The 24,245-nt window shown below is 36.6% G+C and carries 30 protein-coding genes; all 30 read right to left on the reverse strand.

What is annotated here, in order from left to right; all coding sequences use genetic code 11:
* Positions 1 to 262: 262 nt before the first annotated feature.
* The 30 genes from spoVG to GHC26_RS00150 all read right to left on the reverse strand — a co-directional run bounded on the left by spoVG (position 263) and on the right by GHC26_RS00150 (position 24,222).
* Positions 263 to 553: a septation regulator SpoVG gene (spoVG, locus tag GHC26_RS00005; protein WP_163969217.1), complete on the reverse strand. Its 291-nt coding sequence runs from the start codon at positions 551 to 553 to the stop codon at positions 263 to 265.
* A 340-nt stretch (positions 554 to 893) separates the two neighbouring features.
* The gene (purR, locus tag GHC26_RS00010) at positions 894 to 1,712 is read right to left on the reverse strand and encodes a pur operon repressor (protein ID WP_163969218.1); all 819 of its coding nucleotides are present in this window, start codon (positions 1,710 to 1,712) and stop codon (positions 894 to 896) included.
* A 65-nt stretch (positions 1,713 to 1,777) separates the two neighbouring features.
* Positions 1,778 to 2,635 carry a 4-(cytidine 5'-diphospho)-2-C-methyl-D-erythritol kinase gene (gene ispE / locus GHC26_RS00015; RefSeq protein ID WP_163969219.1) on the reverse strand — a complete coding sequence of 286 codons (858 nt, stop codon included), beginning with the start codon at positions 2,633 to 2,635 and terminating at the stop codon, positions 1,778 to 1,780.
* 843 nt (positions 2,636 to 3,478) lie between these two features.
* The gene (locus GHC26_RS00020) at positions 3,479 to 3,652 is read right to left on the reverse strand and encodes a small, acid-soluble spore protein, alpha/beta type (protein WP_163969220.1); all 174 of its coding nucleotides are present in this window, start codon (positions 3,650 to 3,652) and stop codon (positions 3,479 to 3,481) included.
* A 381-nt stretch (positions 3,653 to 4,033) separates the two neighbouring features.
* Positions 4,034 to 4,297, reverse strand: coding sequence for a biofilm formation stimulator Veg (gene veg, locus GHC26_RS00025; protein ID WP_163969221.1), 264 nt, complete (start codon positions 4,295 to 4,297; stop codon positions 4,034 to 4,036).
* 768 nt (positions 4,298 to 5,065) lie between these two features.
* The gene (gene yabG / locus GHC26_RS00030; RefSeq protein ID WP_163969222.1) at positions 5,066 to 5,938 is read right to left on the reverse strand and encodes a sporulation peptidase YabG; all 873 of its coding nucleotides are present in this window, start codon (positions 5,936 to 5,938) and stop codon (positions 5,066 to 5,068) included.
* A 454-nt stretch (positions 5,939 to 6,392) separates the two neighbouring features.
* Positions 6,393 to 7,274, reverse strand: coding sequence for a 16S rRNA (adenine(1518)-N(6)/adenine(1519)-N(6))-dimethyltransferase RsmA (rsmA, locus tag GHC26_RS00035; RefSeq protein ID WP_163969223.1), 882 nt, complete (start codon positions 7,272 to 7,274; stop codon positions 6,393 to 6,395).
* The gene (rnmV, locus tag GHC26_RS00040; RefSeq protein WP_163969224.1) at positions 7,264 to 7,833 is read right to left on the reverse strand and encodes a ribonuclease M5; all 570 of its coding nucleotides are present in this window, start codon (positions 7,831 to 7,833) and stop codon (positions 7,264 to 7,266) included. Before rnmV ends, rsmA begins: the two co-directional genes overlap by 11 nt.
* 335 nt (positions 7,834 to 8,168) lie before the next feature.
* Positions 8,169 to 9,371 (reverse strand): G5 and 3D domain-containing protein, encoded by a 1,203-nt coding sequence (locus tag GHC26_RS00045; RefSeq protein ID WP_163969225.1) that lies wholly within the window; start codon positions 9,369 to 9,371, stop codon positions 8,169 to 8,171.
* Positions 9,372 to 9,604: 233 nt separating this feature from the next.
* Positions 9,605 to 10,375: a TatD family hydrolase gene (locus tag GHC26_RS00050; RefSeq protein ID WP_163969226.1), complete on the reverse strand. Its 771-nt coding sequence runs from the start codon at positions 10,373 to 10,375 to the stop codon at positions 9,605 to 9,607.
* Between the two features lie 193 nt (positions 10,376 to 10,568).
* Positions 10,569 to 12,530, reverse strand: coding sequence for a methionine--tRNA ligase (gene metG, locus GHC26_RS00055; RefSeq protein WP_163969227.1), 1,962 nt, complete (start codon positions 12,528 to 12,530; stop codon positions 10,569 to 10,571).
* A gap of 137 nt (positions 12,531 to 12,667) precedes the next feature.
* Positions 12,668 to 13,546, reverse strand: a complete 879-nt coding sequence (gene rsmI / locus GHC26_RS00060; protein ID WP_163969228.1) for a 16S rRNA (cytidine(1402)-2'-O)-methyltransferase — start codon at positions 13,544 to 13,546, stop codon at positions 12,668 to 12,670.
* Positions 13,524 to 13,817: a GIY-YIG nuclease family protein gene (locus tag GHC26_RS00065; RefSeq protein ID WP_163969229.1), complete on the reverse strand. Its 294-nt coding sequence runs from the start codon at positions 13,815 to 13,817 to the stop codon at positions 13,524 to 13,526. The genes rsmI and GHC26_RS00065 overlap by 23 nt, the downstream gene beginning before the upstream one ends.
* Positions 13,807 to 14,544: a tRNA1(Val) (adenine(37)-N6)-methyltransferase gene (locus GHC26_RS00070; protein WP_163969741.1), complete on the reverse strand. Its 738-nt coding sequence runs from the start codon at positions 14,542 to 14,544 to the stop codon at positions 13,807 to 13,809. The genes GHC26_RS00065 and GHC26_RS00070 overlap by 11 nt, the downstream gene beginning before the upstream one ends.
* Before the next feature lie 64 nt (positions 14,545 to 14,608).
* Complete coding sequence (gene yabA / locus GHC26_RS00075; protein WP_163969230.1) at positions 14,609 to 14,959, reverse strand: DNA replication initiation control protein YabA; 351 nt, start codon at positions 14,957 to 14,959, stop codon at positions 14,609 to 14,611.
* A gap of 14 nt (positions 14,960 to 14,973) precedes the next feature.
* Complete coding sequence (locus GHC26_RS00080) at positions 14,974 to 15,801, reverse strand: PSP1 domain-containing protein (RefSeq protein WP_163969231.1); 828 nt, start codon at positions 15,799 to 15,801, stop codon at positions 14,974 to 14,976.
* A 6-nt stretch (positions 15,802 to 15,807) separates the two neighbouring features.
* Positions 15,808 to 16,797, reverse strand: a complete 990-nt coding sequence (gene holB, locus GHC26_RS00085) for a DNA polymerase III subunit delta' (RefSeq protein ID WP_163969232.1) — start codon at positions 16,795 to 16,797, stop codon at positions 15,808 to 15,810.
* 17 nt (positions 16,798 to 16,814) lie between these two features.
* Positions 16,815 to 17,252, reverse strand: a complete 438-nt coding sequence (locus GHC26_RS00090; protein WP_163969233.1) for a YaaR family protein — start codon at positions 17,250 to 17,252, stop codon at positions 16,815 to 16,817.
* Positions 17,253 to 17,946: 694 nt separating this feature from the next.
* Complete coding sequence (locus GHC26_RS00095) at positions 17,947 to 18,276, reverse strand: cyclic-di-AMP receptor (RefSeq protein ID WP_163969234.1); 330 nt, start codon at positions 18,274 to 18,276, stop codon at positions 17,947 to 17,949.
* Between the two features lie 13 nt (positions 18,277 to 18,289).
* Entirely contained in the window at positions 18,290 to 18,919 is a 630-nt protein-coding gene (tmk, locus tag GHC26_RS00100; RefSeq protein WP_163969235.1) for a dTMP kinase, read from the reverse strand.
* 13 nt (positions 18,920 to 18,932) lie between these two features.
* Positions 18,933 to 20,345, reverse strand: a complete 1,413-nt coding sequence (locus tag GHC26_RS00105) for an aminotransferase class I/II-fold pyridoxal phosphate-dependent enzyme (RefSeq protein WP_163969236.1) — start codon at positions 20,343 to 20,345, stop codon at positions 18,933 to 18,935.
* A gap of 326 nt (positions 20,346 to 20,671) precedes the next feature.
* Entirely contained in the window at positions 20,672 to 20,971 is a 300-nt protein-coding gene (locus GHC26_RS00110; protein ID WP_163969237.1) for a type II toxin-antitoxin system RelE/ParE family toxin, read from the reverse strand.
* Positions 20,959 to 21,141 (reverse strand): hypothetical protein, encoded by a 183-nt coding sequence (locus tag GHC26_RS00115; protein ID WP_163969238.1) that lies wholly within the window; start codon positions 21,139 to 21,141, stop codon positions 20,959 to 20,961. The genes GHC26_RS00110 and GHC26_RS00115 overlap by 13 nt, the downstream gene beginning before the upstream one ends.
* Before the next feature lie 418 nt (positions 21,142 to 21,559).
* Positions 21,560 to 21,742: a sigma factor G inhibitor Gin gene (locus GHC26_RS00120; RefSeq protein ID WP_163969239.1), complete on the reverse strand. Its 183-nt coding sequence runs from the start codon at positions 21,740 to 21,742 to the stop codon at positions 21,560 to 21,562.
* Positions 21,743 to 21,970: 228 nt separating this feature from the next.
* Positions 21,971 to 22,237 (reverse strand): pro-sigmaK processing inhibitor BofA family protein, encoded by a 267-nt coding sequence (locus GHC26_RS00125; RefSeq protein WP_163969240.1) that lies wholly within the window; start codon positions 22,235 to 22,237, stop codon positions 21,971 to 21,973.
* Between the two features lie 84 nt (positions 22,238 to 22,321).
* A complete protein-coding gene (locus GHC26_RS00130) occupies positions 22,322 to 22,510 on the reverse strand; it encodes a hypothetical protein (RefSeq protein WP_163969241.1) in 189 nt (62 codons plus the stop codon).
* Entirely contained in the window at positions 22,507 to 22,737 is a 231-nt protein-coding gene (locus GHC26_RS00135) for a hypothetical protein (protein ID WP_163969242.1), read from the reverse strand. The genes GHC26_RS00130 and GHC26_RS00135 overlap by 4 nt, the downstream gene beginning before the upstream one ends.
* Positions 22,738 to 23,058: 321 nt before the next feature.
* Positions 23,059 to 23,277 carry a YaaL family protein gene (locus tag GHC26_RS00140; RefSeq protein ID WP_163969243.1) on the reverse strand — a complete coding sequence of 73 codons (219 nt, stop codon included), beginning with the start codon at positions 23,275 to 23,277 and terminating at the stop codon, positions 23,059 to 23,061.
* Positions 23,278 to 23,292: 15 nt separating this feature from the next.
* Entirely contained in the window at positions 23,293 to 23,889 is a 597-nt protein-coding gene (gene recR / locus GHC26_RS00145) for a recombination mediator RecR (RefSeq protein ID WP_163969244.1), read from the reverse strand.
* 12 nt (positions 23,890 to 23,901) lie between these two features.
* On the reverse strand, positions 23,902 to 24,222 hold the full coding sequence (locus GHC26_RS00150; protein WP_163969245.1) for a YbaB/EbfC family nucleoid-associated protein: 321 nt from the start codon (positions 24,220 to 24,222) through the stop codon (positions 23,902 to 23,904).
* Positions 24,223 to 24,245 lie beyond the last annotated feature (23 nt).

A 24,245-nucleotide genomic window follows, 5' to 3' on the forward strand; every position in this document is an offset into this window, starting at 1 on the left:
AGTTGATTGGAGCGTAGGACAGTCGACTCCTGCGGAAAAAACAACAGCTGAAGATCCCACAGGAAGCGGTTTTTGCTTCCGAGGAAGCTGAAGCGTTGTCCGCGGAAAGCGACTGTCCGAAGTGGAAATCAACGGCGCTAATTTATTGCGTATTATACATCTTATATGCATGATGTTTCATACCTGAAAGCAATAATCTTTTAGAATTTCGCAAAAAAAGAAGGCTAATCCATAGAAGATTAGACCTCTTGTTGTCCATTGTTTAAGAAGCACCTGCTTCTTCATATTCCACTTCGGCTTCACCTGCACGGTGATATTCTTCCAATACTGCATCCTGAATTTTACCACGGGTATTGGAATTAATCGGATGTGCAATATCTCTGAATTCGCCGTCTGGAGTACGCTTGGAAGGCATTGCTACAAACAAACCGTTGTTTCCATCAATTACACGGATATCATGTACAACAAATTCTTGGTCCAATGTAATCGAAGCAATTGCTCGCATTCTCCCATCTGTATTTACGCGGCGTAATCTAACGTCAGTAACTTCCATGATGTTTCACCACCTTTTCCCTTTTAGCTTAATATCAGTATTCAACAAAAGATTGAAAATTCCTGCTTAAAATTAAAAAAAATTCAACTTTTTTGTAAAAAAATACAAAAAAATAAAATCTTCCTCCTTTTCAGAAAGATTATATGGATAAGTTGTTTCATTTGGCTCTTTTTGTATTCTTTGCTGTTTATTAACGTCGCAACATTTTTATAATGCGCAGTAACAATTAGCTTAAATTACCGCTACAGAAAAACATTTTGCTTTCACCAGGTGCCGGAACGATAAGTTACGAGGTAAAACTCAAGATGTATACTTGAGAAAGTTACTTAGAAAACAGTCTTTAATTTTTGTGTGATTGAAAGCTTCCTCTGCTAACTTGTATGTTGTCTTGACTCATTAAATTATGGATTTTGATTAATGATGTATAATCATGGACAATTCGCTCATCCTCTTCGTCATCCGCTTCCGCTAACACTCCTATAGCTTGTACATTTGCTTGAAATTCTTTTAATAAACTAGTAATCCCTGTAATTGTTCCACCAGCTTGCATAAAGTCATCAATGATACAAACATTAGTACCTTCTTTTAGGCTACGTTTTGGAAGTACCATCGTTTGAATTTTACGTGATGAGCCGGAAACGTAATTTATGCTAACAGAAGAACCCTCTGTTACTTTTGGATCCCTTCGAACAATCACCACTGGGACATTTAAGAAAGAAGCAACTGCATATGCTAAAGGAATCCCTTTTGTGGCTACTGTCACAACTGCATCAATTTCCATCTCAGAAAAAACCGAAGCAAAAACATGACCAATTTGACGGACTGTTTTCGGATTACCGAGTATATCGCTCATATAAATGTACCCACCAGGAAGTATTCGTGAGGAATCGGCTAACATATCACATAGTTGGTCAATAAAGATAAGACTCGCTTCTTCATCATGTGATGGAATATATTCTACACCACCACCAGCACCTGAAATACGATGAAGATACCCTAAACCCTCTTCTCTAAATCGTTGATCAATAATATCTAAATCCTCGCTTAAAGAAGACTTGGCAGCATCAAACTTAGTTGTGAAATAAGGCAAGGATGTGTGCTGACGAGGGTTTGAAATAAAATAATTTGTTAAAGCAACTAAACGGTCACTTCGTTTCATGTTCCCACCTCAAAACCGAATATTTATTACTGAATATACCATTATTATACGGGTTTAGGCAAGTGTTATTCATGACCTAACAAACGGACCAGCTTTACTTCATGGCAAAACCCTCGTAATCCATTATATATTCGATGTGCTTTACTACGATGTTCAACTAAACCAAATATTGTCGGCCCACTTCCACTCATGGAAACTCCTGAGGCACCATATTGAATCATTTTTTCCTTAATCCGTTTTGCTTCTGGATATTGGTTTAATGTAACAGTTTCCAATACATTTCCAACTTGTCGAGAAAGGCTTGGAAAGTCTTTCTTCTTTATAGCCTTCACAACATCCCGTGTATTTGGGTGAACGATATTGGCTAAATTCAACTGTGGGAAAATAGTTCGTGTGGAAACACCAATATTTGGTTTTGCTAATATAACCCAACAAGGAGGTGGTGCTGGTAACATACTTAATTTTTCTCCACGTCCTTTAGCTAATGCAGTTGTACTATACACACAAAAAGGAACATCTGAGCCAATAGATGCGCCAAGTGCAGCTAACTCTTCCTTGTTTAAATCTAATGCCCATAAACGATTTAGAGCACGTAAAACCGCAGCTGCATCACTACTTCCTCCTCCTAACCCTGCTGATACTGGGATATGTTTTTGAATATTAATTCCAACCCCTGTATCAATTTGGTAGGTACGTTTTAGTAAGTCAGCAGCTTTATATGCCAAATTACGCTCATCATTTGGAACATATTGATTATCAGCGGTAACTTCTATCCTTTTTTGTTTTAACGGATATAATTCAATTCGATCGGCTAAATCAACGGTTGTCATAATCATTTCCACTTCATGAAAACCATCCTCACGCTTATGAAGTACATCTAGCGAAAGGGTGATTTTCGCTAATGCTTTCTCTAATAGAACCATTACCGTCACCCACTTATCTAATCTGACTTAAATTGTATCATAAAGTGGAACGACATTCAGTTCGTTACCTAATTGTGTTTAGTATCGGTCGTTCAATTTGGCCGACTATTGATGTGCGGTACTTAATCTAACATATTTTACCGATCTATATTGCAACACCTCATTTTGATTGAGGAGTTTTATCTAACAGGTAATATAAATATGACATAACTTTAGCGTGACTTCCTCCTGAAAGTGGAGTATTCTGCTGTAACGAACGAAGCACCCAACCTCCATTGAATGAGAAAAAGGCGACTGACTAGAGCGGAATCGGGTGTACCTGTTACGTCGAGATTTATATAGAGTCTGATGCTGAGAAAACAACTTTCTTACCAAATCAGAAAAACTCGCATTCGCTCGTCCTTTAGCGAATGTGTTCGTTTTTCTTATACTTGGGACATTAAAATTTTAGCACGTCGAGTCCACTTCTTGGCTAAAATTTTATACTTTCCTAACGTGGAACAAAGGCTAGAAGCGCCTTGATCACCCCCGGTTAGAAAACTTGGCTTTTCGCCAAGTGGCGAAAGCCTTAATTACTTATGCAGTAAGTAGTTTCTTATCTGCCAAGCATAAGCCAAGCCTCGTCGTGGCGTTTTTTGCCACAAAAAGGATTGTCTTATGACCTCGAGGAGGTAGGCGCTGGCCGATGAAAACTCGTGCGTCCTTATGTCTATCGGCACTAGGACGTCAATCGCTCGAAGCTGGACGTGGCCTTTCCTATATAAGACAATAATGAGGCCAACTTTTATACTTCCTTTTAAAAAGGAGCTGCCGAATTTTCGACAGCCCCATACATCTGGTTTGTTATTTTTGTCCTAATCGTTCCTCTGCTATTTCAATCGCTCGTTTAACCATGTTTCCTGCATCACGTGACCTAATGCCACCCCAACCTTCTTGTTGGACTGTGTCGTAAAATCCTAATTCTTTGGCAATTTCCTCTTTCATCTGGTGAGACATGATACCACGTCTTCGGGCCATGAAAGAAACAACTCCTTTCAAAGAGAATTGTTTTACGACATTTTTAGAATATGATTAATACAAGAGATTAACCGTGTAATATGTAGACATAATAGGAAATAACTTAAGCATTAAAATTTGTATATTATTTGTAGATAGTGTGCACCATCTCATATTATGGCATATACCACATGTAGAATAGAGTTCTCTGTTAAGACACTTGTATATAAAAATTATCTTTTGTATATTATAACTGGTGTACTGATTTATTACCTATTGGATTTGTGTGTCCTTCTTTTTGTATATTAAGTTAAATCCTTCCAATAAAATCAGAATGGTGAAATATTATTGTGATTATTCAGTTAATTTTATATAAAAATAGAAGCAGCAAACATCTGTTCACTACTCCACAGCAACTGCTTTTGGTCCATCATCCACAAAGCTTAATTCAACTGTCTCTGTTAAAACGTCTGCATAGCTGTACGAAACACGTTCGAATGCATTTTCATCTTGATCTAGCTCTACAATAAAAACAGAAGGATATGTTTCTGCTAATACGCCAGATCGTTCAATTGTCTTTCTTCTTCCACCATTTGCCTTTAACCGCAATCGTTTGCCGATATGGCATTCAAGACCTTGCTTAATTTCGATTAATGTTTTAGCCACTATACCCCACCTCACTACATATACTATAACATATGTTCGTTCCATGGTCAAATGAAACTTTTAATTATAACAGTATAGGTTTTTTCATGTCAATCACTTTTCTTATGTTTCACCATTATTATTACAAATTGTTAACAAATTATGTATGATAATTGTAAAAAAATGAATACGCTTTCAAAAAAATAGCTTATTTCTTGAAATCCTGTTTCATTATTACTTTTGCAATTTTGATATACAATGCGACATGCGACGTATTGAAAGTTTGATCTTTTCTCATTTTTAGGATTGAGTGCTTTGTCCAGGCAAAAATCAGCTGCGCATTTTTGCAATGTATAGGTGATGTGACGTTAAAACAACAACGAAATAAGAAAAGAGCGAACAAAAGCTAGAAGCGCCTTGATCACCCCCGATTAGAAAACTTGGCTTGTCGCCAAGTGGCGAAAGCCTTATGCAGTAAGAAAGTTTTTCTTATCTGCCAAGCATATGCCAAGGCTCGACGTGGCGTTTTTTGCGCGTAATGTGGATTGACTTATGACCTCGAGGGGTAGGCGCTGGAGCTGGACGTGGCCTTTCCTATATAAGACGTAATGAGGCCAACTTTTTATACTTTCTTACCTTTTTAGAAAAACTCGCATTCGCTCGTCCTTTAGCGAATATGTTAGTTTTTCTACTTCGGACATTTTAGCAGCATCGAGTATACTTCTTAGCTAAAATTTTATGCTTTCCTAACGTGCTAAAAAACTCGCCAAATTCGGCGAGCTTTTTATGTTATGAATCTTCCTTATTCTCCTCTGTATAGGGAATTCCAGTACGTAATAAACCTTTTGTTTCAATGCCACCCATACCTTTTTCTCCTGTTAACGTGTTTCGTAGCGCATCCCAAACACTTACTTTTTCCATAAATGGTGTATAAGCAATTTTAGCAGCTATATAAACAGGATCTAATGCATGAATATTGATACGATGTGGAGAGCTAGCAAAATTTGCTCCAGCTCGAATGAGTGATTCAAAGTGAGATTGACAAGCACCAGCAAAAATAACAAGTTCATCTAAACTAGGAATTCTTTTACGTGCTTCTTGAACAGTTTCCGCAAAATATTTTGAATGACGATAAGCACGAAGGTCACTTTTTATGCCTTTATTTTTAGAAAATGAGTCATGTCCTGTAATCACAATAATATTAGGTCGAATCTCATCAATCAAAGGGCCAATTTTTGTTGGCATCTCTTTTTCATGCGAATGTACACCATGAACCTCTAACCCCATTCGTTGATATAAATGGGTACACTTCCGTAAATACATATTGTCTCCGTCTAAATGCAATACTTTAGCTGGAACTTGAAAAAATTTTGTTGGATAGTGGTACCCTTCTGAAGACTGGTATTCCCTTTTTTCTTTCATTAGTTCATAATCCTGGCGAAACAGACGATAGGAAAATTCCTCTTGCTCTTTTACTTTCTTTCTCCTTTTTGCTAATTCACGTTCTTTGATCCGTACTAAATCATTTATGGGAGCATCTGCAACGAGACGTATATTTTCTCCATGTAGGATCACCATATCGCCTGTTACGCTAGCAACGCGAAAAAGAATGTCGTGTTCATATGAAACCCGTGTCACAAGTTCTCCTTTTTGAAAGCTCATAAAGCCACCTCACTGTTCGCATTAAGAGGAAACAACTCCTAACCATAGCCTATGTGAGTGATTTCACTGTTGTTCCACTTATCCTGTACGAACAGCTAGAAAACGAATATTACACTTGGGGAATCATGGTCAGTGAACAAAAGCTAGAAGCGCCTTGATCACCCCCGATTAGAAAACTTGGCTTGTCGCCAAGTGGAGAAAGCCTTAGTTGCACTTATGCAGTAAGAAAGTTTTTCTTATCTGCCAAGCATAAGCCAAGCCTCGACGTGGCGCTTTTTGCTCGTAATGAGGATTGGCTTATGACCTCGAGGAGGTAGGCGCTGGCCGATGAAAACTCGTGCGTCCTTATGTCTATCGGCACTAGGACGTCAATCGCTCGAAGCTGGACGTGGCTGTTCCTGTATATGAACAAAATAAAGCCAACTTTTTATACATTCTTATCTTTTTAAAAACATTAACGTTGCTCGTTATAGAACCTATTGGCTAAGGTTGCAAACTCTTGCATATCAAGAGATTCCCCACGTCTTGATCCATCAATGCCGATTTCCTCTAATAACCTTGTGATCATTTCCTTATCATATACATCCTGAAAATAAGACGTTAAGTTATTTCGTAGTGTTTTTCGTCGTTGTGCAAAACAGGCTTGAACTAGCGAAAAGAAATAATCCTCATTTTCTACGGAAACAGGCGGCTCATCTCTCAACGTAAGTCGCAAAACACTTGAATCGACATTTGGTTGTGGCATAAAGACACTTTTCGGGACGTGCATTACCACCTCTGCTTGTGTATAATATTGTACCGCTATACTCAGTGATCCATAGCTTTTTGTATTTGGTTTAGCTGCCATTCGATCTGCTACCTCTTTTTGAATCATGACCGTTATACTAGTGACAGGCAGCCTTTCTCGTAATAACTTCATTAATATAGGTGTTGTAATATAATAAGGTAGGTTTGCTACTAAATGAATTGGCTGCTCTTTTTCAAAGTACTTATTTATCATCTGATGAACATCTGCTTCCAATATATCTTGATGCAAAATCGTTATATTCTCATATCCATCTAATGTATCATCCAAAATGGGTAACAAACGTTGATCAATTTCAAACGCCACTACACGATCTGCATGGATGGCTAATTGTTCTGTCAACGCACCAATACCTGGACCAACTTCCAATGCACCTGCTTGTTTCGTAATTCCAGCATGATGAATGATATTTTCTAAAATATTAACATCAACTAAAAAGTTTTGGCCAAGGCTTTTTTTAAAGGAAAACTTATAACGTTGGAGAATTTCCCTTGTACGATACGGTGTGGCAATATATTTTTTAGTGCTCATCAGATTCCTCCTGCATGATATGGTTAATTGCTGCTTGCAGCTCCCTTTTTTTTATCTGGAACATGGTCAACCGCTTTAATAACTGTTTTCCATTAGTATGTCCAATTTGCAATAACTCACCAAGCTGGTCTCGTCGGGTGCTCGCTTGAGGAGTTCCGATTAATCCGTATTCAATAAGATCTTTTTTCGTAACATCACTTTCTTCCAAATCCTTATACTCATATACATCATGTAAAGCTTGGCGAATGGCTTGAACAGATGCATGCTCAATCCCTAAGCTTTGATTATTTGGGTTTTTAGCACGTGCTTTATCACGAGTTAAAAAAGCATGTTTACAACCAGGTACATGCTGATCAATGATATGACGTATACGCTTACCTGGATAATCAGGGTCTGTAAAAATGATAACGCCACGTTTTGCTTTGGCATGTTGGATTTGCTTAATGGTTGATTGATTGATGGCAGAACCATTTGTTTCTATGGTATCCGCATCTACAGCTAGTTGTATTTTGGCTGTATCATCTTTCCCTTCCACTACTATAATTTCTTTTATCTTCAATGCTTTATTCCTCTTTTCGTTCTTATTCATACACATTTCTTTTAGGCTGTTTTTATAGTACCGTTGAAAGTAACAACATAACCAATTACGACGCGCATAATTTATATTGAGCGCAGTAGTTTGAACAGATGTCGCACTTATGCCCCTGGTGAAAGCGAAGTGTTTTTCCGAAGCGGTATTCATAGCTAACACTATTGCGCATCATTCATCTTATATTTCCAAAAGGTTGTATACCTAAAGCAACAATCTTTTAGAAAACAAGAAAATGAAAAATACTCTTATCACTATAACATGATAAGAGTATTTTTTAATAATTTATACGTCTTTGTTGCCGTTTAATCTAACACTTTTACTTTTACTGTTTTACTTCCAAAGCTATAGGCAGCTGACTTTGATGGAAAGTGTAAGTCAACACGTTTTCCATTTATATTTCCACCAGTGTCACCAGCAATTGCTTCCCCATAACCTTCTACCCATACTCTTGAGCCAAGTGGAATAACGTTTGGATCAACTGCAACTACTTTTTTATTTGGGTTTGCTTTTAAATTAATACCTGTTGCAGTATAACCAGAACAACCGCCACATGATGCCGTATATGCACTTGCATGCATGGTCATTGTCTTGCCTGATCCACTTTCATTCGAATTACTGCTAGATAAGGTTTTTAAATTTTGCTTCGGTTCTTTTGTTCCTACAGCTACAACGCGATTTTTACTTTCCTGAATAACTTCTTCCTTCACTAATTCGCGATTTACTTCTTCACCATTTTCCTTGGTGATTTCGTATACCTTTTTGACTTTTCCTTCTTGCCCTTGAGTGATAACCTGCTCTTTTCCTTTTTCGATTGAATCATCATTTTTTCGTTCTGTTTCAAAAGCAACTGCTTCTTCCACTTCAACTTCTTCCTTTTCCACACGGACAATTTTAATCAAATCATCTTGTTTTACGGTTTTCTTAAGGCCTGGGTCTACTTTATCTAGATCTTCATCTATATTAATCTCTTCTTCAGCTAATAATTCTTTTACTGTTCCACCTGTTGTCCATACATTGTATTTCTCTTTTGTCCCATTTTTTATTGTGACTTCAAATGCCTTATCGATCGTTAATTGTAATCCATCTTCTATGTCATCTGTCACATCATGGGATACATCATCATAATCTGATACTGTAAGATTGTTTTCTTTTAAGAATGCCTCAATTGTATCAACAGTTGTATAATATACTTGTTCTTCATCATCTATTGTAACCGTAACTTGCTTTGCTGTTTTGTAGTCAATTTCCATCCCAGATTCAATTGGTTCTTCTGGATCGTGGGAGATTGCATCATGTTCTCCAACATCAATTCCCTCTTCCTTAAGTAACTCTTCTACTGTATCGGAAGCAGTTTTCACAGTTTGTGCTTCCCCGTTGTCAATAAGTGTTACTTCTACTTTAGAAGCTTGAACAATGACAATACTAGAAAAAACAACTAATGCTAAGACTCCAATACCTGAAATAACGAATTTCTGTTTCGACAATAGCTTTGAAATAAATTTCATGCTTCTTGCCTCCTTTATCGAACTCGATTATATAGAGATCTATATGTGAAGTCAAAAGAATTCCGTTTACGATTAGATTACAATTGGGTTACATAAGTTGTTCCAAGATTCATACAAGGCTAGAAGCACTGATATAAAGGGGATTTAAAGCATTAAAAAAGAGACTGAATAGTAAATCAATCCCTTTCTTATCGTATAAAACTTCATAAATTTATATAGATTTCACCTTCTGACTAGGAGTCAATTCCAAAAAAGACCTTCGCATTTTCTGTCGTTTTTTTACATAATTCGTCGTAATCCATCCCACGTAGTGCTGCTATTTTTTCTGCCACCAATGTCACATAAGATGGTTCATTTCGTTTCCCTCGATTTGGGTGAGGAGCTAGAAATGGTGCATCTGTTTCCACTAGTAATCGATCAAGTGGTAGTTCTACTGCAACTTCCTTAGGATGTGTCGCATTTTTAAATGTTACTGGACCACCTAGTGAAATATAAAAGTTCATATCTAAGCAATCCTGGACGTATTGAACAGAATCATTGTAACAATGCATAATTCCTCCAACGTCTTTTGCATTTTCCTCTTTTAAAATAGCAATTATATCCTCAGTTGCCTCACGATTATGAATGATTATTGGCATATTTACTTTCTTCGCTAAGTGTATTTGTTTACGAAATACTTCTTTTTGTACAGCTTTAGGTGATTTATCCCAATGGTAATCAAGCCCCATTTCACCTATAGCAACAACTTTTGGATGAGAAGATAATTCTTCGATCCAGGCTAGGTCATCATCTGTCATATCAATTGCATCAACTGGGTGCCAGCCTACCGCTGCATAAATTGTTTCATATTGTTCGGCTATTTCTATCGCTAATGGAATTGTTTCCCGATCAAATCCGACTACTACCATGTATTGTACAGCTGCATCAAATGCACGTTGAATTGTCTCTTCTCGATCCTCAAAAAACTGTCTCGCATTCATATGTACATGCGTATCAAATAACACTTTATCCACTCCTTATATAGGAAAAGGCCATACTCCCTTCCGAGCTGACCTTATCACTTTTTAAAAATAATGGTTGCATTCACATAAGCAAGATGAATGTGTAGCATTTTTTATTTAAATTACCGCTACAAAAAACACTACGCTTTCACCAGGGGCATAAGTGCGACATTATAAAACAACAAAGAAATCAGGCTTATTTTACAACAGATCCGTTTGGTAAGTCTTGTTCTACAGAGGTTAGTGATAGGTTACCATTCTCATCCTCACCACAAAGAATCATACCCTCTGACATTTCCCCACGTAGTTTTACTGGTTTTAAGTTGGTTACACAAATGACTTTTCTTCCAACAAGTTCTTCTGGGTCATAGTGTTCGGCGATCCCTGAAATCACTTGCCGTTTATCAGTTCCTACATCTAATTGGAATCTCAACAGTTTATCTGCTTTCTTCATCTTTTCGGCTTTTATCACTTCTGCTACACGCATATCTAGTTTCATAAAGTCATCAAAAACGATTTCCTCTTTTTGATCTGGAATCGAAGCAGCTTTTTCTTCCTTCTTTTCTTGAGCAGGATTTTGCATCATTGCCTTAATCGTTTCTACTTCTTTATCCACATCTAGTCTAGGGAAAATAGGATCACCTTTTTGAACCTTTGTACCTGCTTGAATAACTCCATTTTCATGTACGCTATCCCATTCTTTTAGCGATTCATCCGTAATTCCTAATTGTCTAAAGATCTCACTAGGTGCTTCGGTTAAGAATGGTTGAATCATAATCGAAATTTTACGTAATGACTCCGCAAGATGTGCCATAACATTTCCTAAGCGTTCTTTTTTCGTTTCGTCCTTAGCTAAAACCCACGGCTCTGTTTGATCAATATATTTATTGGAACGACTAACAAACTGCCATAATGAAGATAACGCAACAGAGAATTGCATATTTTCCATTGCATCTTCTACGTTTTTAATTGTTTCTTCAGCAAATGCTTCTAATGATTGATCTACTTCCGTCTCCCCACTTGTAAAGGCAGGAATATCACCATCAAAATATTTCTTAATCATCGCTACCGTACGATTCAATAGATTTCCTAAGTCATTGGCTAAGTCATAGTTCGTCCGCTCCACAAATCCTTCTGGGGTAAACACACCGTCTGAACCAAATGGCACTTCACGTAGTAGATAATAACGTAGTGCATCAAGACCATAACGGTCAACAAGGCTCATTGGATCAACGACATTCCCTTTTGATTTGGACATTTTCCCATCCTTCATTAAAATCCAACCATGCGCAAATACCTTCTTCGGTAATGGCTCATCCAATGCCATCAACATAATTGGCCAATAAATGGTATGGAATCGAACAATTTCTTTACTCATTAAATGGACATCTGCAGGCCAATATTTTTGATACTTCTGATCATTATCTGTACCATATCCTAATGCTGTAATATAATTACTCAATGCATCGATCCATACATAAATAACATGCTTCGGATCACTTGGTATCTTGATCCCCCAGTCAAAGGTTGTTCGGGATACCGCTAAGTCCTCTAAGCCTGGTTTAATGAAGTTATTTAACATTTCATTTTTTCGGCTTTCTGGTTGTATAAATTCTGGATTTTCCTCATAGTATGCTAACAAGCGATCGACATACTTACTCATTTTGAAGAAGTATGATTCCTCTTTTACTTTTTCAACTGGACCACCACAATCTGGACAATGACCATCCTCTAGTTGGCGCTCCGTGAAGAAAGATTCATCTGAAGTACAATACCATCCTTCATACTCATCTAAGTAAATATCTCCTTTTTGTAATAACCTTTCAAAAATATCAGCGGCTATCTTTTTATGGCGTTCCTCCGTTGTACGAATGAAATCATCGTTCGTGATCTTCAACTTTTTCCATAACTCTTTTATCCCACTAACAATCTCATCTACATATTCTTGTGGTTTCATCCCTTTTTCTTCTGCTTTTCGTTGAATCTTTTGACCATGTTCATCCGTACCTGTTAAATACATCACATCATAGCCGCGCATGCGTTTATACCGTGCAATCGCATCCCCAGCAACAGTAGAATAAGCATGTCCAATGTGTAAATTACCACTTGGATAATAAATCGGTGTCGTTATATAAAACGTCTTTTTCTCATTCGCCATATGTAAATCCTCCTCAGGTCTCTTCACAAATAGTTCTTTTTCTATTGTAGCGATTTTACTGTAAAAATTCCATTATTGAAACATTTCTACTTCTTTAACCATTGTAGACACTATTTCTTCGTTCTATCCTGTATACATCATGATGAATCTACATGATAGATTTGATAGACATCCCGCTTTGGTAGTTTTCGATCAGCTGCTACCTTTTTAATAGCTTCCTTGCTTTTTATATTATCTTTTTCTATATAATGGTTTACATGTTCTAAAATACTTAAGTGACTCCACCATAACGATGTTTCTGGAAGTACTTCTTCCGTTTGTCCTTCTACAACGATACAACATTCTCCCTTAATTTCCTTATCACTTATCCAACTTAATACTTCTTCAACAGTACCTCTTGTATACTCCTCAAAACGTTTGGTTAATTCCCTGGCAATCACAACTTGTCGATTCCCTAATACTTGCCTGATTGCTTGTAAAGTATCTTTAATGCGATAGGGGGATTCATAAAAGAGTAAGGTTGCACGAATTGGGTTCAATCGATCTAATTCTTCTTCCTTTTCCTTTTTCTTTCGGGGCAAAAACCCATAAAAGTGGAATTCACCAGTTGGTAACCCAGAGCCAATCAAACTACATAAGGCTGCATTTGCACCAGGTAATACAACAACAGGCATGTCCTCTTGAATGGTACGTTGAATTAACTCATATCCTGGATCCGAAATACCTGGCATACCAGCATCACTTACGATTGCAATAGAGTCACCCTTTGCTAGTCGTTCAATCATAGAGTCCTCTCGTTGAAGCTTATTATGATCATGGTAACTAATAAGTGGGGTAGAAATGGCAAAATGGTTAAGCAGCTTTTTCGTATTTCTAGTATCCTCTGCTGCAATAAACGCAACATGTTTTAATGTGTCTACTGCACGATATGTAATATCTGCTAAATTGCCAATTGGGGTTGGGACAACATATAGTGTCCCAACTTCATGCTCACTAAAGCTTTTCTGATTGTTCATATTGCATCACTTCTTTCAGCTTATCCCGAATCAGTCGTACTTTTTCTTTTCGTGGTTGTTGTTTTATTTCATACTCTTTCTGTAGTGCTTCTTCTTTTGTTGGAAAGGATTCTACATAAACAACTTGAAATGGTCCACGACCTCTTGTATATTTAGCACCCTTTCCTTCTTCATGCATTTTCACACGGCGTTCTAAATCAGTTGTATACCCTGTATAAAGTGAATTATCGCTACATTTTAACATATAGACAATATGTGTGTTAGTTTCCATAGATAATGGTTTCTGCCTCCTTCGTATATGTTCCATCCTCTTCATATATATAAAGGGGAGGAAGGACCTTTAAATCAGCTTTCCCATCTCGAATCCCTTCCATAAGTAACATATTTGCTTCTTTTCCTTTTTTTGGATATATTAACTGCATCCGTTTGGGCTCTAATTTATACTGGCGAAATAAAGATATTATATCAACCAATCTACCTGGACGATGTACCATGGCTACCTTGCCTCCAGGCTTCACATAACGCTTGCTAACCCTTACGACATCTTCTAAAGTAGCATACACTTCATGCCTTGCAATAGTGAGATAATCATTTTGGTTATACTCTCTTTTCGACGGCGTTGAAAAATATGGTGGATTACAGGTCACAACATCATAGCTACTTTGATCAAGCTTTACCGTATTTAGATCATGATGGAGCATGTCTATTTGACCTTCCAACTCGTTTAATGCCACACTTCTCCGTGCCATATCCACTAATCGTTCTTGAATTTCCACACCTGTAATGGTCGCATTCGATCTTCTGGATAATAGAAGCGGGATGACCCCATTACCTGTACATAAATCTAACATCTTACCTTTTTTAATAGGAACAGATACAAAATCAGCTAATAAAACAGCATCCAATGAAAAAGCAAACACAGATGGACTTTGGATAATTTGCATTCCTTTTTCTGCTAATAAATAATCCAGTCGTTCATCCTCATAAAGCTGTACCATCTTGTTAATTCCTTTCTGATGTAACAATGGCTGCCCTGTAAAAGGACAGCCATTCATTACATCGTTACTTTGATTTATTTAAAAACTCTAGGCAAAATAAACAATCCTTATCCTCTCTCGGACTACCAAAATGGACATTACAAATATGAAATCCTTCTTCATACAGCCTTGCCAAATTATCATAGCCCTCACCAGGTATTTCCTTTACTGGCTTTTTTGCTGGAGGGTCCTCCGAATCTTCCTTTTCTTGAGTAGTATTCAAACGATTACGCAAATGATGATTTTCCACCGAAAGTCGATGGTTTTCTTCTAAGAGGTTGCCTAACTTTCCTTTTACGTCGCCAAGCTGCTCGTATAGCTCCCCTAATTTCCGTTCCATATCCGATAATTGGTTAATCATTTCCCGTTTGTTCAAGCCTACTCACCCCACTATTTTGTGGCTTGTGCTGTAATAATACCTTCTTCAATTAGTTCATCTAATGTATATTCAATCACACGCTCTTTTTCTGGAATTTCAATTTGGATCAGTCTCTCGAGAATATTTAGTCCGACTACTTTTCCCTGTCCATATGGGGTTTTTACCGATTCGCCTAAATCTGGCAATTCACGCTTTGCATTTTCATAGTCATCATTCTCATATTTTAAACAGCACATTAACCGACCACATAACCCAGAAATTTTTGCTGGATTTAACGAGAGGTTTTGATCTTTAGCCATTTTAATGGATACTGGCTCAAAGTCCCCTAAAAATGTCGAACAACACAACATTCTACCACAAGGACCAATACCACCTAGCATTTTCGCTTCATCTCGAACACCAATTTGTCTTAACTCAATTCGGGTTTTGAACAATGCTGCTAAATCCTTTACTAAATTACGAAAGTCAACACGACCATCCGCTGTAAAATAAAAAATAATTTTATTACGATCAAAGGTATATTCGACATCAACCAAATTCATATCAAGGTTATGATCACTGATTTTCGTTGTACAGATATCAAATGCTTTTTTTGCTTGCTCTTGATTTTCTGCTACTGTAATTCTATCTTTTTCAGTAGCGATGCGAAGAACCTTTTTCAATGGGAGGACAACATCCTCTTCATCGACTTGCTTTTTAGCAATTACCACTTTTCCAAACTCAATACCACGTACTGTTTCCACAATAACGTAGCTATCTATTGAAACAGCATAATCGCCTGGATCAAAATAATATATTTTACCCGCTTTTTTAAAACGGACACCTATAACTTTTATCAATATCTATCACCTCTGTATATGAAGTGTGAGCTGCTCCATCACTAATGTTGGATGGATATTTTGCTTTAATTTTTGCTTTGCTTCTAAGATGGCTTGTAAAATGGAAAGAAGTTTTTCAGGGGAGAACGTTAAAGCAGCTTGCTTTAATTTTTCATCCTGTTCTTCAAAGACTACCATTGCATCTTTATAATCTAAATGGTAATAAAGAATATCTTTAAAAGCTAATAAAAGCAAATCCAATCCTTGCTCTTGCTGGTTTCGTTCACTAAAATGGGTTAACCAATTGTGATGAATAAATAAAAATACATCATTTGGCTTAGATGTAACTATTTCTATCAATTGTATCATTACTTTTCGTGCTTCTGCAAACCACTCACCCTCATTCCAATGAAGTGCTTCTTCTACATTATTGGTTAGTGCACTCATTAGACGTGCATGAGCTTGACTCATTCCAGCATGTAATAACTGTTCTTGAAAACGATCCGAACTGAGTGGTTGCAAGTCAATCACTTGGCATCGTGAACGAACAGTTGGAATAATCGATTGACTATTATCTGTTAGCATAATGGCGGTGGTTTGTTTACTCGGTTCTTCTAAAAATTTTAAGATACGGTTTGCAGCATTAACCGTTAATGTATCCGCATTTTTTACGATGTACACTTTTTGCGATGATTCGACACCAGAATACGTAAATTCTTTTTGCAAGTATTCAATTTGTTCTTTTTTAATGGATTGTCCATCTGGTTCAATGATATGAACGTCTGGATGATTCCCAGACAGAATTCGTTTGCAATTTGTACAATGATTGCATGGCTCTACTCCATCTGGCTGCTCACAAAATACGCGTTTCGCAATTAATAATGCAATTGCCTCTTTCCCTGTACCACGCTCACCTTGCAATAAATAGGCATGGGAAACACGGCTCTTTTGAATACTATTTGTAATAATCCTGCTCGCTAATGGTTGAATTTCCGCGATTTCTGAGAATGTCTGCATCGGTCCACACCCTATTTTTAAGTATATAAATTAACCAGTAATCCTCTTACTTCGTCAATAAGTCCTAAGAGGTTTACTGTTTTTCTTTCTTGATTCATCACTTCTTCGGTTAATTCAATTAACTTATTGTCTACTTCTTTTACAATGGTTAATTTACGATTTTGACCAGTCATGCCAAAACTATGTGATTGATGAAGATCTAATCCATTGGAAACTGTTTCTTTTAAAAATCCCTTCACCATTCGTTTGAACTTAACTAAGTCTTGCATGGTACGGGAGCGTGCTAATTTATCCCCTTGCGCGGTAATATGTTTCATTAGCTGCTGTAGTTCTTGTTGTTGCATTTTTTTCGTTTGGGACTGAATGATGTGATCAAACGATTGTTTTGTTGCCGTATTTTGGTTAGGTTTCGTGGTCTTTTCCATATTGGAAAGCATTTCTTTATTAATTTTCATCAACTCAGCCCCTTCTTTTAAAATATGCTCCCTGTAAGGTTACGTCGTATATTATACCGCATAATGATTGTCTTTTACTGCACATAAACTATATGATGCGCAGTAAAGTTGTGCATTGATTTCCGCTACGGACAGTCGCTTTCACCATGGGTATAAGTGCGACATCTGTTCAAACTTTTCGTTTTCACAGTGTCTTCTTTACCGCAGGCACGGCCTCAGCCTCCTCGGACTAGCGTCCTGTGGGGTCTCACCGATCTCCTACTTCCCGCAGGAGTCTTCGTGTTTTTCCTCCGCTAAGTTGTGCTACCCTCGTTTTTATCATTACAATTGACAATATAACAGTTGCTCGAAGCGAATGATAGACATTGTCAATATTGTGTATTTTTAATTTAGAAAACTATTCAAAGCAGCGGAAAATGCGAGACTCCTACGGGAAAAGGAACAGTCTGAAGACCCCACAGCGAGCGTACTTTGCTCGCGAGGAGGCTGAAGCGTTCCCCGAGGAAAGCGAGTGTTTTCCGCTGCGGTGGTTTATCACTCATCCTATAAAGAATAATAAGGAAACATGTTAAAACTACTGCGTATAACCCATCTTATATGCATGTCGTTTCATGCTAGAAAGCAACAATCTCTTCGAAAATAGCTCAAAATTATGACACTTGATTACGACCAATTATGTGAAAAGTGCTTTGCTTTAAAATTGATAAAATGATTCGATTGGTAGAATGAATACTGTAGCTCCACCTACTTCTACTTTAACTGGTTTTGGAATGTATGAGTCTGCATTCCCTCCCATTGGTGAAATCGGTGCTACCATTTGTTCACGTTGTGAGCAATTATCTCGTATAACATCCAATGCTTCATCAACATATTGATCCTCACAACCAATCATAAGTGTTGTATTCCCTTCTTTTAAGAATCCACCCGTTGTTGCAAGTTTTGTTGTTTTAAAATTTTCTTCCCCTAATGCATCCACTAAACGATTGGAATCTTTATCTTGGACAACAGCTATAATTAACTTCATGCTTCTCCCTCCCTTACTCCTTTATTAATGATAAAATCGCATCCATAGCAGCTGCTTCTACTTTTTCTTTATCTTGATTTGCTTGTATCGTTCTAATTCTAGTAGGAAATTTATCCTTTAATTGTTGATATGCTTCATAGACTTGTTGATGAAATGAGATTTTTTCCATATCAAGCCGATTACGCTCACGAGATTGATTATCAGCAATACGCTGTAATCCCTTTTCTGGTTCTATATCTAGTAATAACGTTAAATCTGGCATTTTATCCTGAATGGCAAATTGATTGATGGCATAGACTTCATCCATTCCCAACCCTCTTGCATATCCTTGATAAGCTAAACTACTATCAATAAAGCGGTCGCACAAGACAATTTGTCCGTTTTGTAATGCAGGAATAATTCGCTCTACCAAATGCTGTCTTCGTGCTGCTGCGTATAATAATGCTTCTGTTCGACCATCCATTTCCGTATGATCCGGATCTAGAATGACCTGCCGTATTTTCTCTGCTATTTCGATGCCACCTGGTTCTCTTGTTGCAATGACATCATAACCCATTTTTTTCAGTCTTTTTGCTAGTGTATAAAGGGCTGATGTTTTTCCTGCGCCTTCTCCACCTTCTAATGTAATAAAGTATCCAGTCACGTCATTTTTCTCCTTACTTCAAAACACGTAATCCATTGTTTATATCACGATGTTGAATAGTAATACCTTTATCTATTAATTGTTCTAGAAAACCAATCTGTTCATGCGTAATAACCTCTCCTTTTAGTATTATTGGAATACCTGGAGGATACGGGATTACGGCTTCTGCTGCAATATCGCCAATTGCCTCATAAAAGGACTTTTGAACAATCTCATGTTTATTTATTGTATGATAAGACAGGGCTAATTCTTGCATCGGTTTGATAAAAAGATTCGATAATTCTATTGTATCATGATCAAGTCTATTTTTTAATTGATCATTTACGCTTTTTACGGCATTTTCTAACTGCTTTACCTTATCAAATGGTGCTAATCCATGAATGAACAGGATTTGATTATGGGTAACTAGTTCTGGATGAATTCCTTCTTGCTCAAAAAAATGAGCAGCATCCTCACAAGAAACACCATCTTTTATATGTAGTGTCAGTTTTAAAGGATCCGCAGAATGGATCACTTTCCAGTGCTGGGATTTTTGGAAAATGTTCTTTACCCTAGTTACACTATCCATTACGTAATCTAGGTCTTCTTTCGTTCGTGTTGCTAAATAGGCACGAGCAATATCTAACGAAGCCATAATCGGATAGGATGGACTGCTTGATTGAATCATTTGTAAATAATAAGCTACTCGTTCTTGTGATACAAGGGTAGAATTTACATGCAAGAATGAACCCATTGTCATCGCTGGAGCCATTTTATGTGCCGATTGAACAACAATATCAGCACCAAGTTCAATCGAGGATGGGGGAAATAAATCACTGATTGAAAAATGAACACCATGTGCTTCATCCACTAATACTGGAATTTGATAGGAATGAGCTACTTGAATCATATCACCAAGGTTGTACGTTTCCCCATAATAATCTGGGTATGTAAGAAGAACAGCCTTAGCATCAGGATGAACTTTTAGAGCTTGTTCGATCGTTTCTACTGATGGTGTAGTATACCTATCGACAGCTTTATCAAATATTGGGGAAATAAAGATAGGTCTAGCACCACTTAATTCCAATCCATGCATAATAGACTTATGACTATTCCGCTGGACAATCACTTTATCATTTGCCTGACACGTAGCTAATATCATCGCAAGATTGCCTGCTGTCGTTCCATTTACTAAGAAGAAAGTATGATCTGTTCTGAAATAGGATGCTGCTAATGATTCGGCTTCCGCAATGACACCCTGTGGTGCATGCAAATCATCTAGTCCCGGTAGCTCTGTTACGTCAAGTGATAGAATGTTTTCATACATCTGTTTTGCAGCAGAAGGAAGGATGTTTCCATTTTTGTGACCAGGTACATGAAACGAAATAGGTTGTTGTTGTTGGAATTGGTTCATTTTCTCAAAAAGAGGCATTTTTTCCTGATTCATATTATTTCATTCCTTTTGTGGTTTAACAATTTATTCATCTATTTAGAGTATGCGAAAATAATGTGTTTGCCAAGTATTAATATAAATTCGTGAAAGCTACCGTTTTTGCCATTAAAAAGGTCAAAAGTGTTGTTACTGTTTTTAAGTAACTCAACTTTCGCAGTGTAAAAATAAGGCTTAGAACATAAGTGTTATGGCGTTTTTGCTATTGTAATATATTTCTTGACAGTTGACCTTTCTAAAAAGAAAAACACTTCAATGTTTGGTATGGTTTAATTGACTAATATAACAAAATAACATCATAACCATAATCCATAGTCATGATGTTATTCATTTAATTCTAATTCTGGTAATTCTCTATCGCTATGAAGAACGCGGGCAACTTCCATCACATTTTCTTTTATTCTATAAATTATTCGATAATTATTGAAAAATTTCTCTCTGATTAATTCATTATTTAATTCGGGTACAATCCTACCTGAGTATGGGAATATAGCCATTGTTTCAACAGAATCAATAATTCTAAAGACAAATAATCTGGCATTCTCTTCAGAGTCTATAGAGATATAAGAAATGATATCCTCAAAATCACTAACGGCTAATTTTGACCATCTTATTTCAGCCATTTAGCAAATTTTTCCTTCACTTTATCATGAGAATAATACTCTCCATCATTAAGTTGGTTCAACCCTTTTTCAATCTTCTCTTTAACAGAAAGTTTCTTAATAATATCCTCTAAAGTTACATCATTAGGTAGGTCTTTAATAATTTTTATAACTTCTTCTTTTGTACTCATTCAACTACCTCCTAACTTTTATTATCATCATTATAAACCAAAACCGTTTCATAATCATCAGTTGATTCAAGGGCCATCTTATATTTAACTTTTACACAAAAAGTTATCTTGCTTATTGTTGCCCCTATACTTCAATTAGTAATAAAAGGGTGCTTATCTTTCTTATAGATAAGCACCCGTTTGTTTAGGTACAGTTATTCACAAGTCAATTTGCAAATGCACTTCTAAACAATAATTTTAAAATAGACTCTATAAACAGGACAAAGAGAATTTTTAATTTGCATTTTCAGAAAAAACGTTATTATTTTTTTCCTTTTTTCTTGAATCAGTCAAGGTGATATAAATAGTTAGAATAATACAGATTAATAAACCATTTAAAAAAGCCCTTGCATTTTTTAGCAAAGACTTTTCTCTAATGTTATGAATACATGGTTGGTTGATTCATATTTTTTAATTTTTGTAGATAATAATTATATTTTTCCTCTCTTGGCTCTGTTTGGATTATATTTCGCTCACAGTCACAACAAATAAATAATTTATACAAATGAATTCCTCTTTCCTTTTCCTCTTCACATATCCCGCAACGTTCCATAAATTCCATTTTTCCACCTCCGTTAGTTAGTATCTCCTAATCTAACGATCTATATACATGAAAATCTTATAATCTAAAAGATCTTACTGTATTATATGTAAATAGCCTTGTTTGAATGATTAGAATCACTCCCATTCGCTTGTTCTTAGGAATGGGTTCGTTTTTCTTTTACGTGGGAAGCTTTCCTTACGTGTAAACAAAAAAACCGAGAACCACATTTGGTATCTCGGCCTACGTTTAGGGAATAATGAACATATGAATTGCCGCTAATGATGCAACCCCAAATAACCCTAAAAATCCAGATATCACAGCTGTAAAAAGATTGATCGGAATATGCAATCCAATTGCACCACCAAATACATTAAAGAAAAATAGAAATAAAATGCCGATTCCTAACTTTACTGTTCCTTGTGCGATAAACTTCATTGGTTTAACTGGTGCACCGACAAATAACAATAAGACAATAAGTGCAACCATAATGGATATTACAACTGTAGAGCTCATTTTTAACACTCCTCTAACTTGTCCCTTTACTAGTACATATGATAGAGAACAAAGAAAAAGAACTGTAAACATGAACTTTCAGCATTAATTTGTCTCATTTTCCTCTTCAAAACGTAATACTTCTTTCCATTTTTCCCCATCCTCTGACCAATTTACCTCTAATATAAATTGTTGAGATGACTCATAACCAGCGAGAAAACGATAATTGTTAAACGTCTTTTCCCACGCATTACCATCTAGAGGGATTTGTCCACTCCCTGTCTCATGATTCACTCAGGACGAACTAAATAATTAAATGATCCTGTTGAGCTTCCATTATAATAAAGAGATAGGTGTGCACTTTCAGATATACTTTCTGAAGGATCATAGATTTTAAGATTTATTTCACCGTACCAATGATCTGATTCAGCAGTATATGTCCTATCCTCTGTCTCATCGTTGGAAGAACAAGACACCATTAAAGACAAAAGCGCAACAATAATAATATAGTGTTGTTTCATTAAAAAACCCTTTCATTTATGATTTACATTCAGGGATTATTGCGAGTAACATTTTATCCAGAAATTCTTATTATTAAATAAATTAAAAGTTAGGCTGTTTTCTAAAAAATTGTTGCTTTCTAGTATGAAACATCATGCACATTAGATGGATTATACGCAGTAGTTTAGCTTATGAATACAGCTACGGAAATACACTACGCTTTCCGCGGGGTTCGTTACAGAAAACATACTGTATCCACCGTTAGTATTCAAAAAAGTTATATAAAAAAGACAAGGAGCAAAACACTCCTTATCTTGTAGTATATGAAACTATTTATTTTACTAACGGTAACCGATTGCACTAATCTTACGATGTCGTGCTTCCCGTAATAGAAACATATATTTAGCCTGCGCAATGGCCACTTGATTGTAACCATCTATTGTTGGTTCTATACTTTTTTCTAATAAGGCTTCTAATTGTTTCCATTCCTGCTCAGTGGTAAAGATGGCTTCTAACAGCTGTTCATCCGTTTCCTGCTTCTTTTTCTTTTTTCTAGCCATGACCTCACCTATCTTTTATAAGTCTCTCCTACCCTCTAACGCCTTTGATAACGTCACTTCATCCGCATATTCCAAGTCTCCGCCAACAGGCAAACCATGTGCAATACGTGTTGTCTTAATACCAGATGGTTTGACGAGACGTGATATATACATTGCGGTTGCTTCCCCTTCAATATTAGGATTTGTAGCTAAGATTAATTCATTCACATCTTCTTCTTTTAATCGGTTAATTAAATCGGGAACATTGATATCCTCTGGTCCAATCCCATCCATTGGCGAAATTGCACCATGGAGAACATGATACTTCCCATTAAATTCCTTCATTTTTTCCATAGCAATCACATCTTTCGGATCCTGTACGACACAAATAATCGATCCATCTCGTGTATCATCCTGACAAATGGCACATGGATCCTTATCTGTAATATGGCCACAGGTCGAGCAATGTGTTAATTCACGTTTTGCATTAACGAGTGAATTGGCAAAATCCATCACATCGTCATCTTTCATATTTAAAACAAAAAAAGCCAGACGAACAGCCGTTTTTGGTCCGATTCCTGGCAATTTTGTAAAACTGTCGATCAGTTTGGAAATCGGTTCTGGATAATACATCAAACGTTCCCCCTAGAACATTCCAGGCATATTTAATCCTTTCGTAAATTGCCCCATTGTATCATTTGTTTTATCTTCAATTTGTTTAATAACATCATTAGTTGCCGTTAAAATTAAGTCTTGAAGCATTTCGATATCATCTGGATCGACTACTTCTTCCTTAATTTGCACATCCGTAATTTCTTTTTTTCCATTTGCAACAACGGTCACCATGCCACCACCTGCAGATGCTTCAAATGTCATTTCATGTAATTCTTCTTGTGCTTTCATCATTTTCTTTTGCATTTTTTGCATTTGCTTCATCATGTTATTCATATTTCCCATACCTTTCATGGAAAACGCCTCCTTCAATTTTA

This window comes from Oceanobacillus halotolerans (assembly GCF_010993955.1).
Lineage (GTDB): Bacteria > Bacillota > Bacilli > Bacillales > Amphibacillaceae > Oceanibacillus_A > Oceanibacillus_A halotolerans.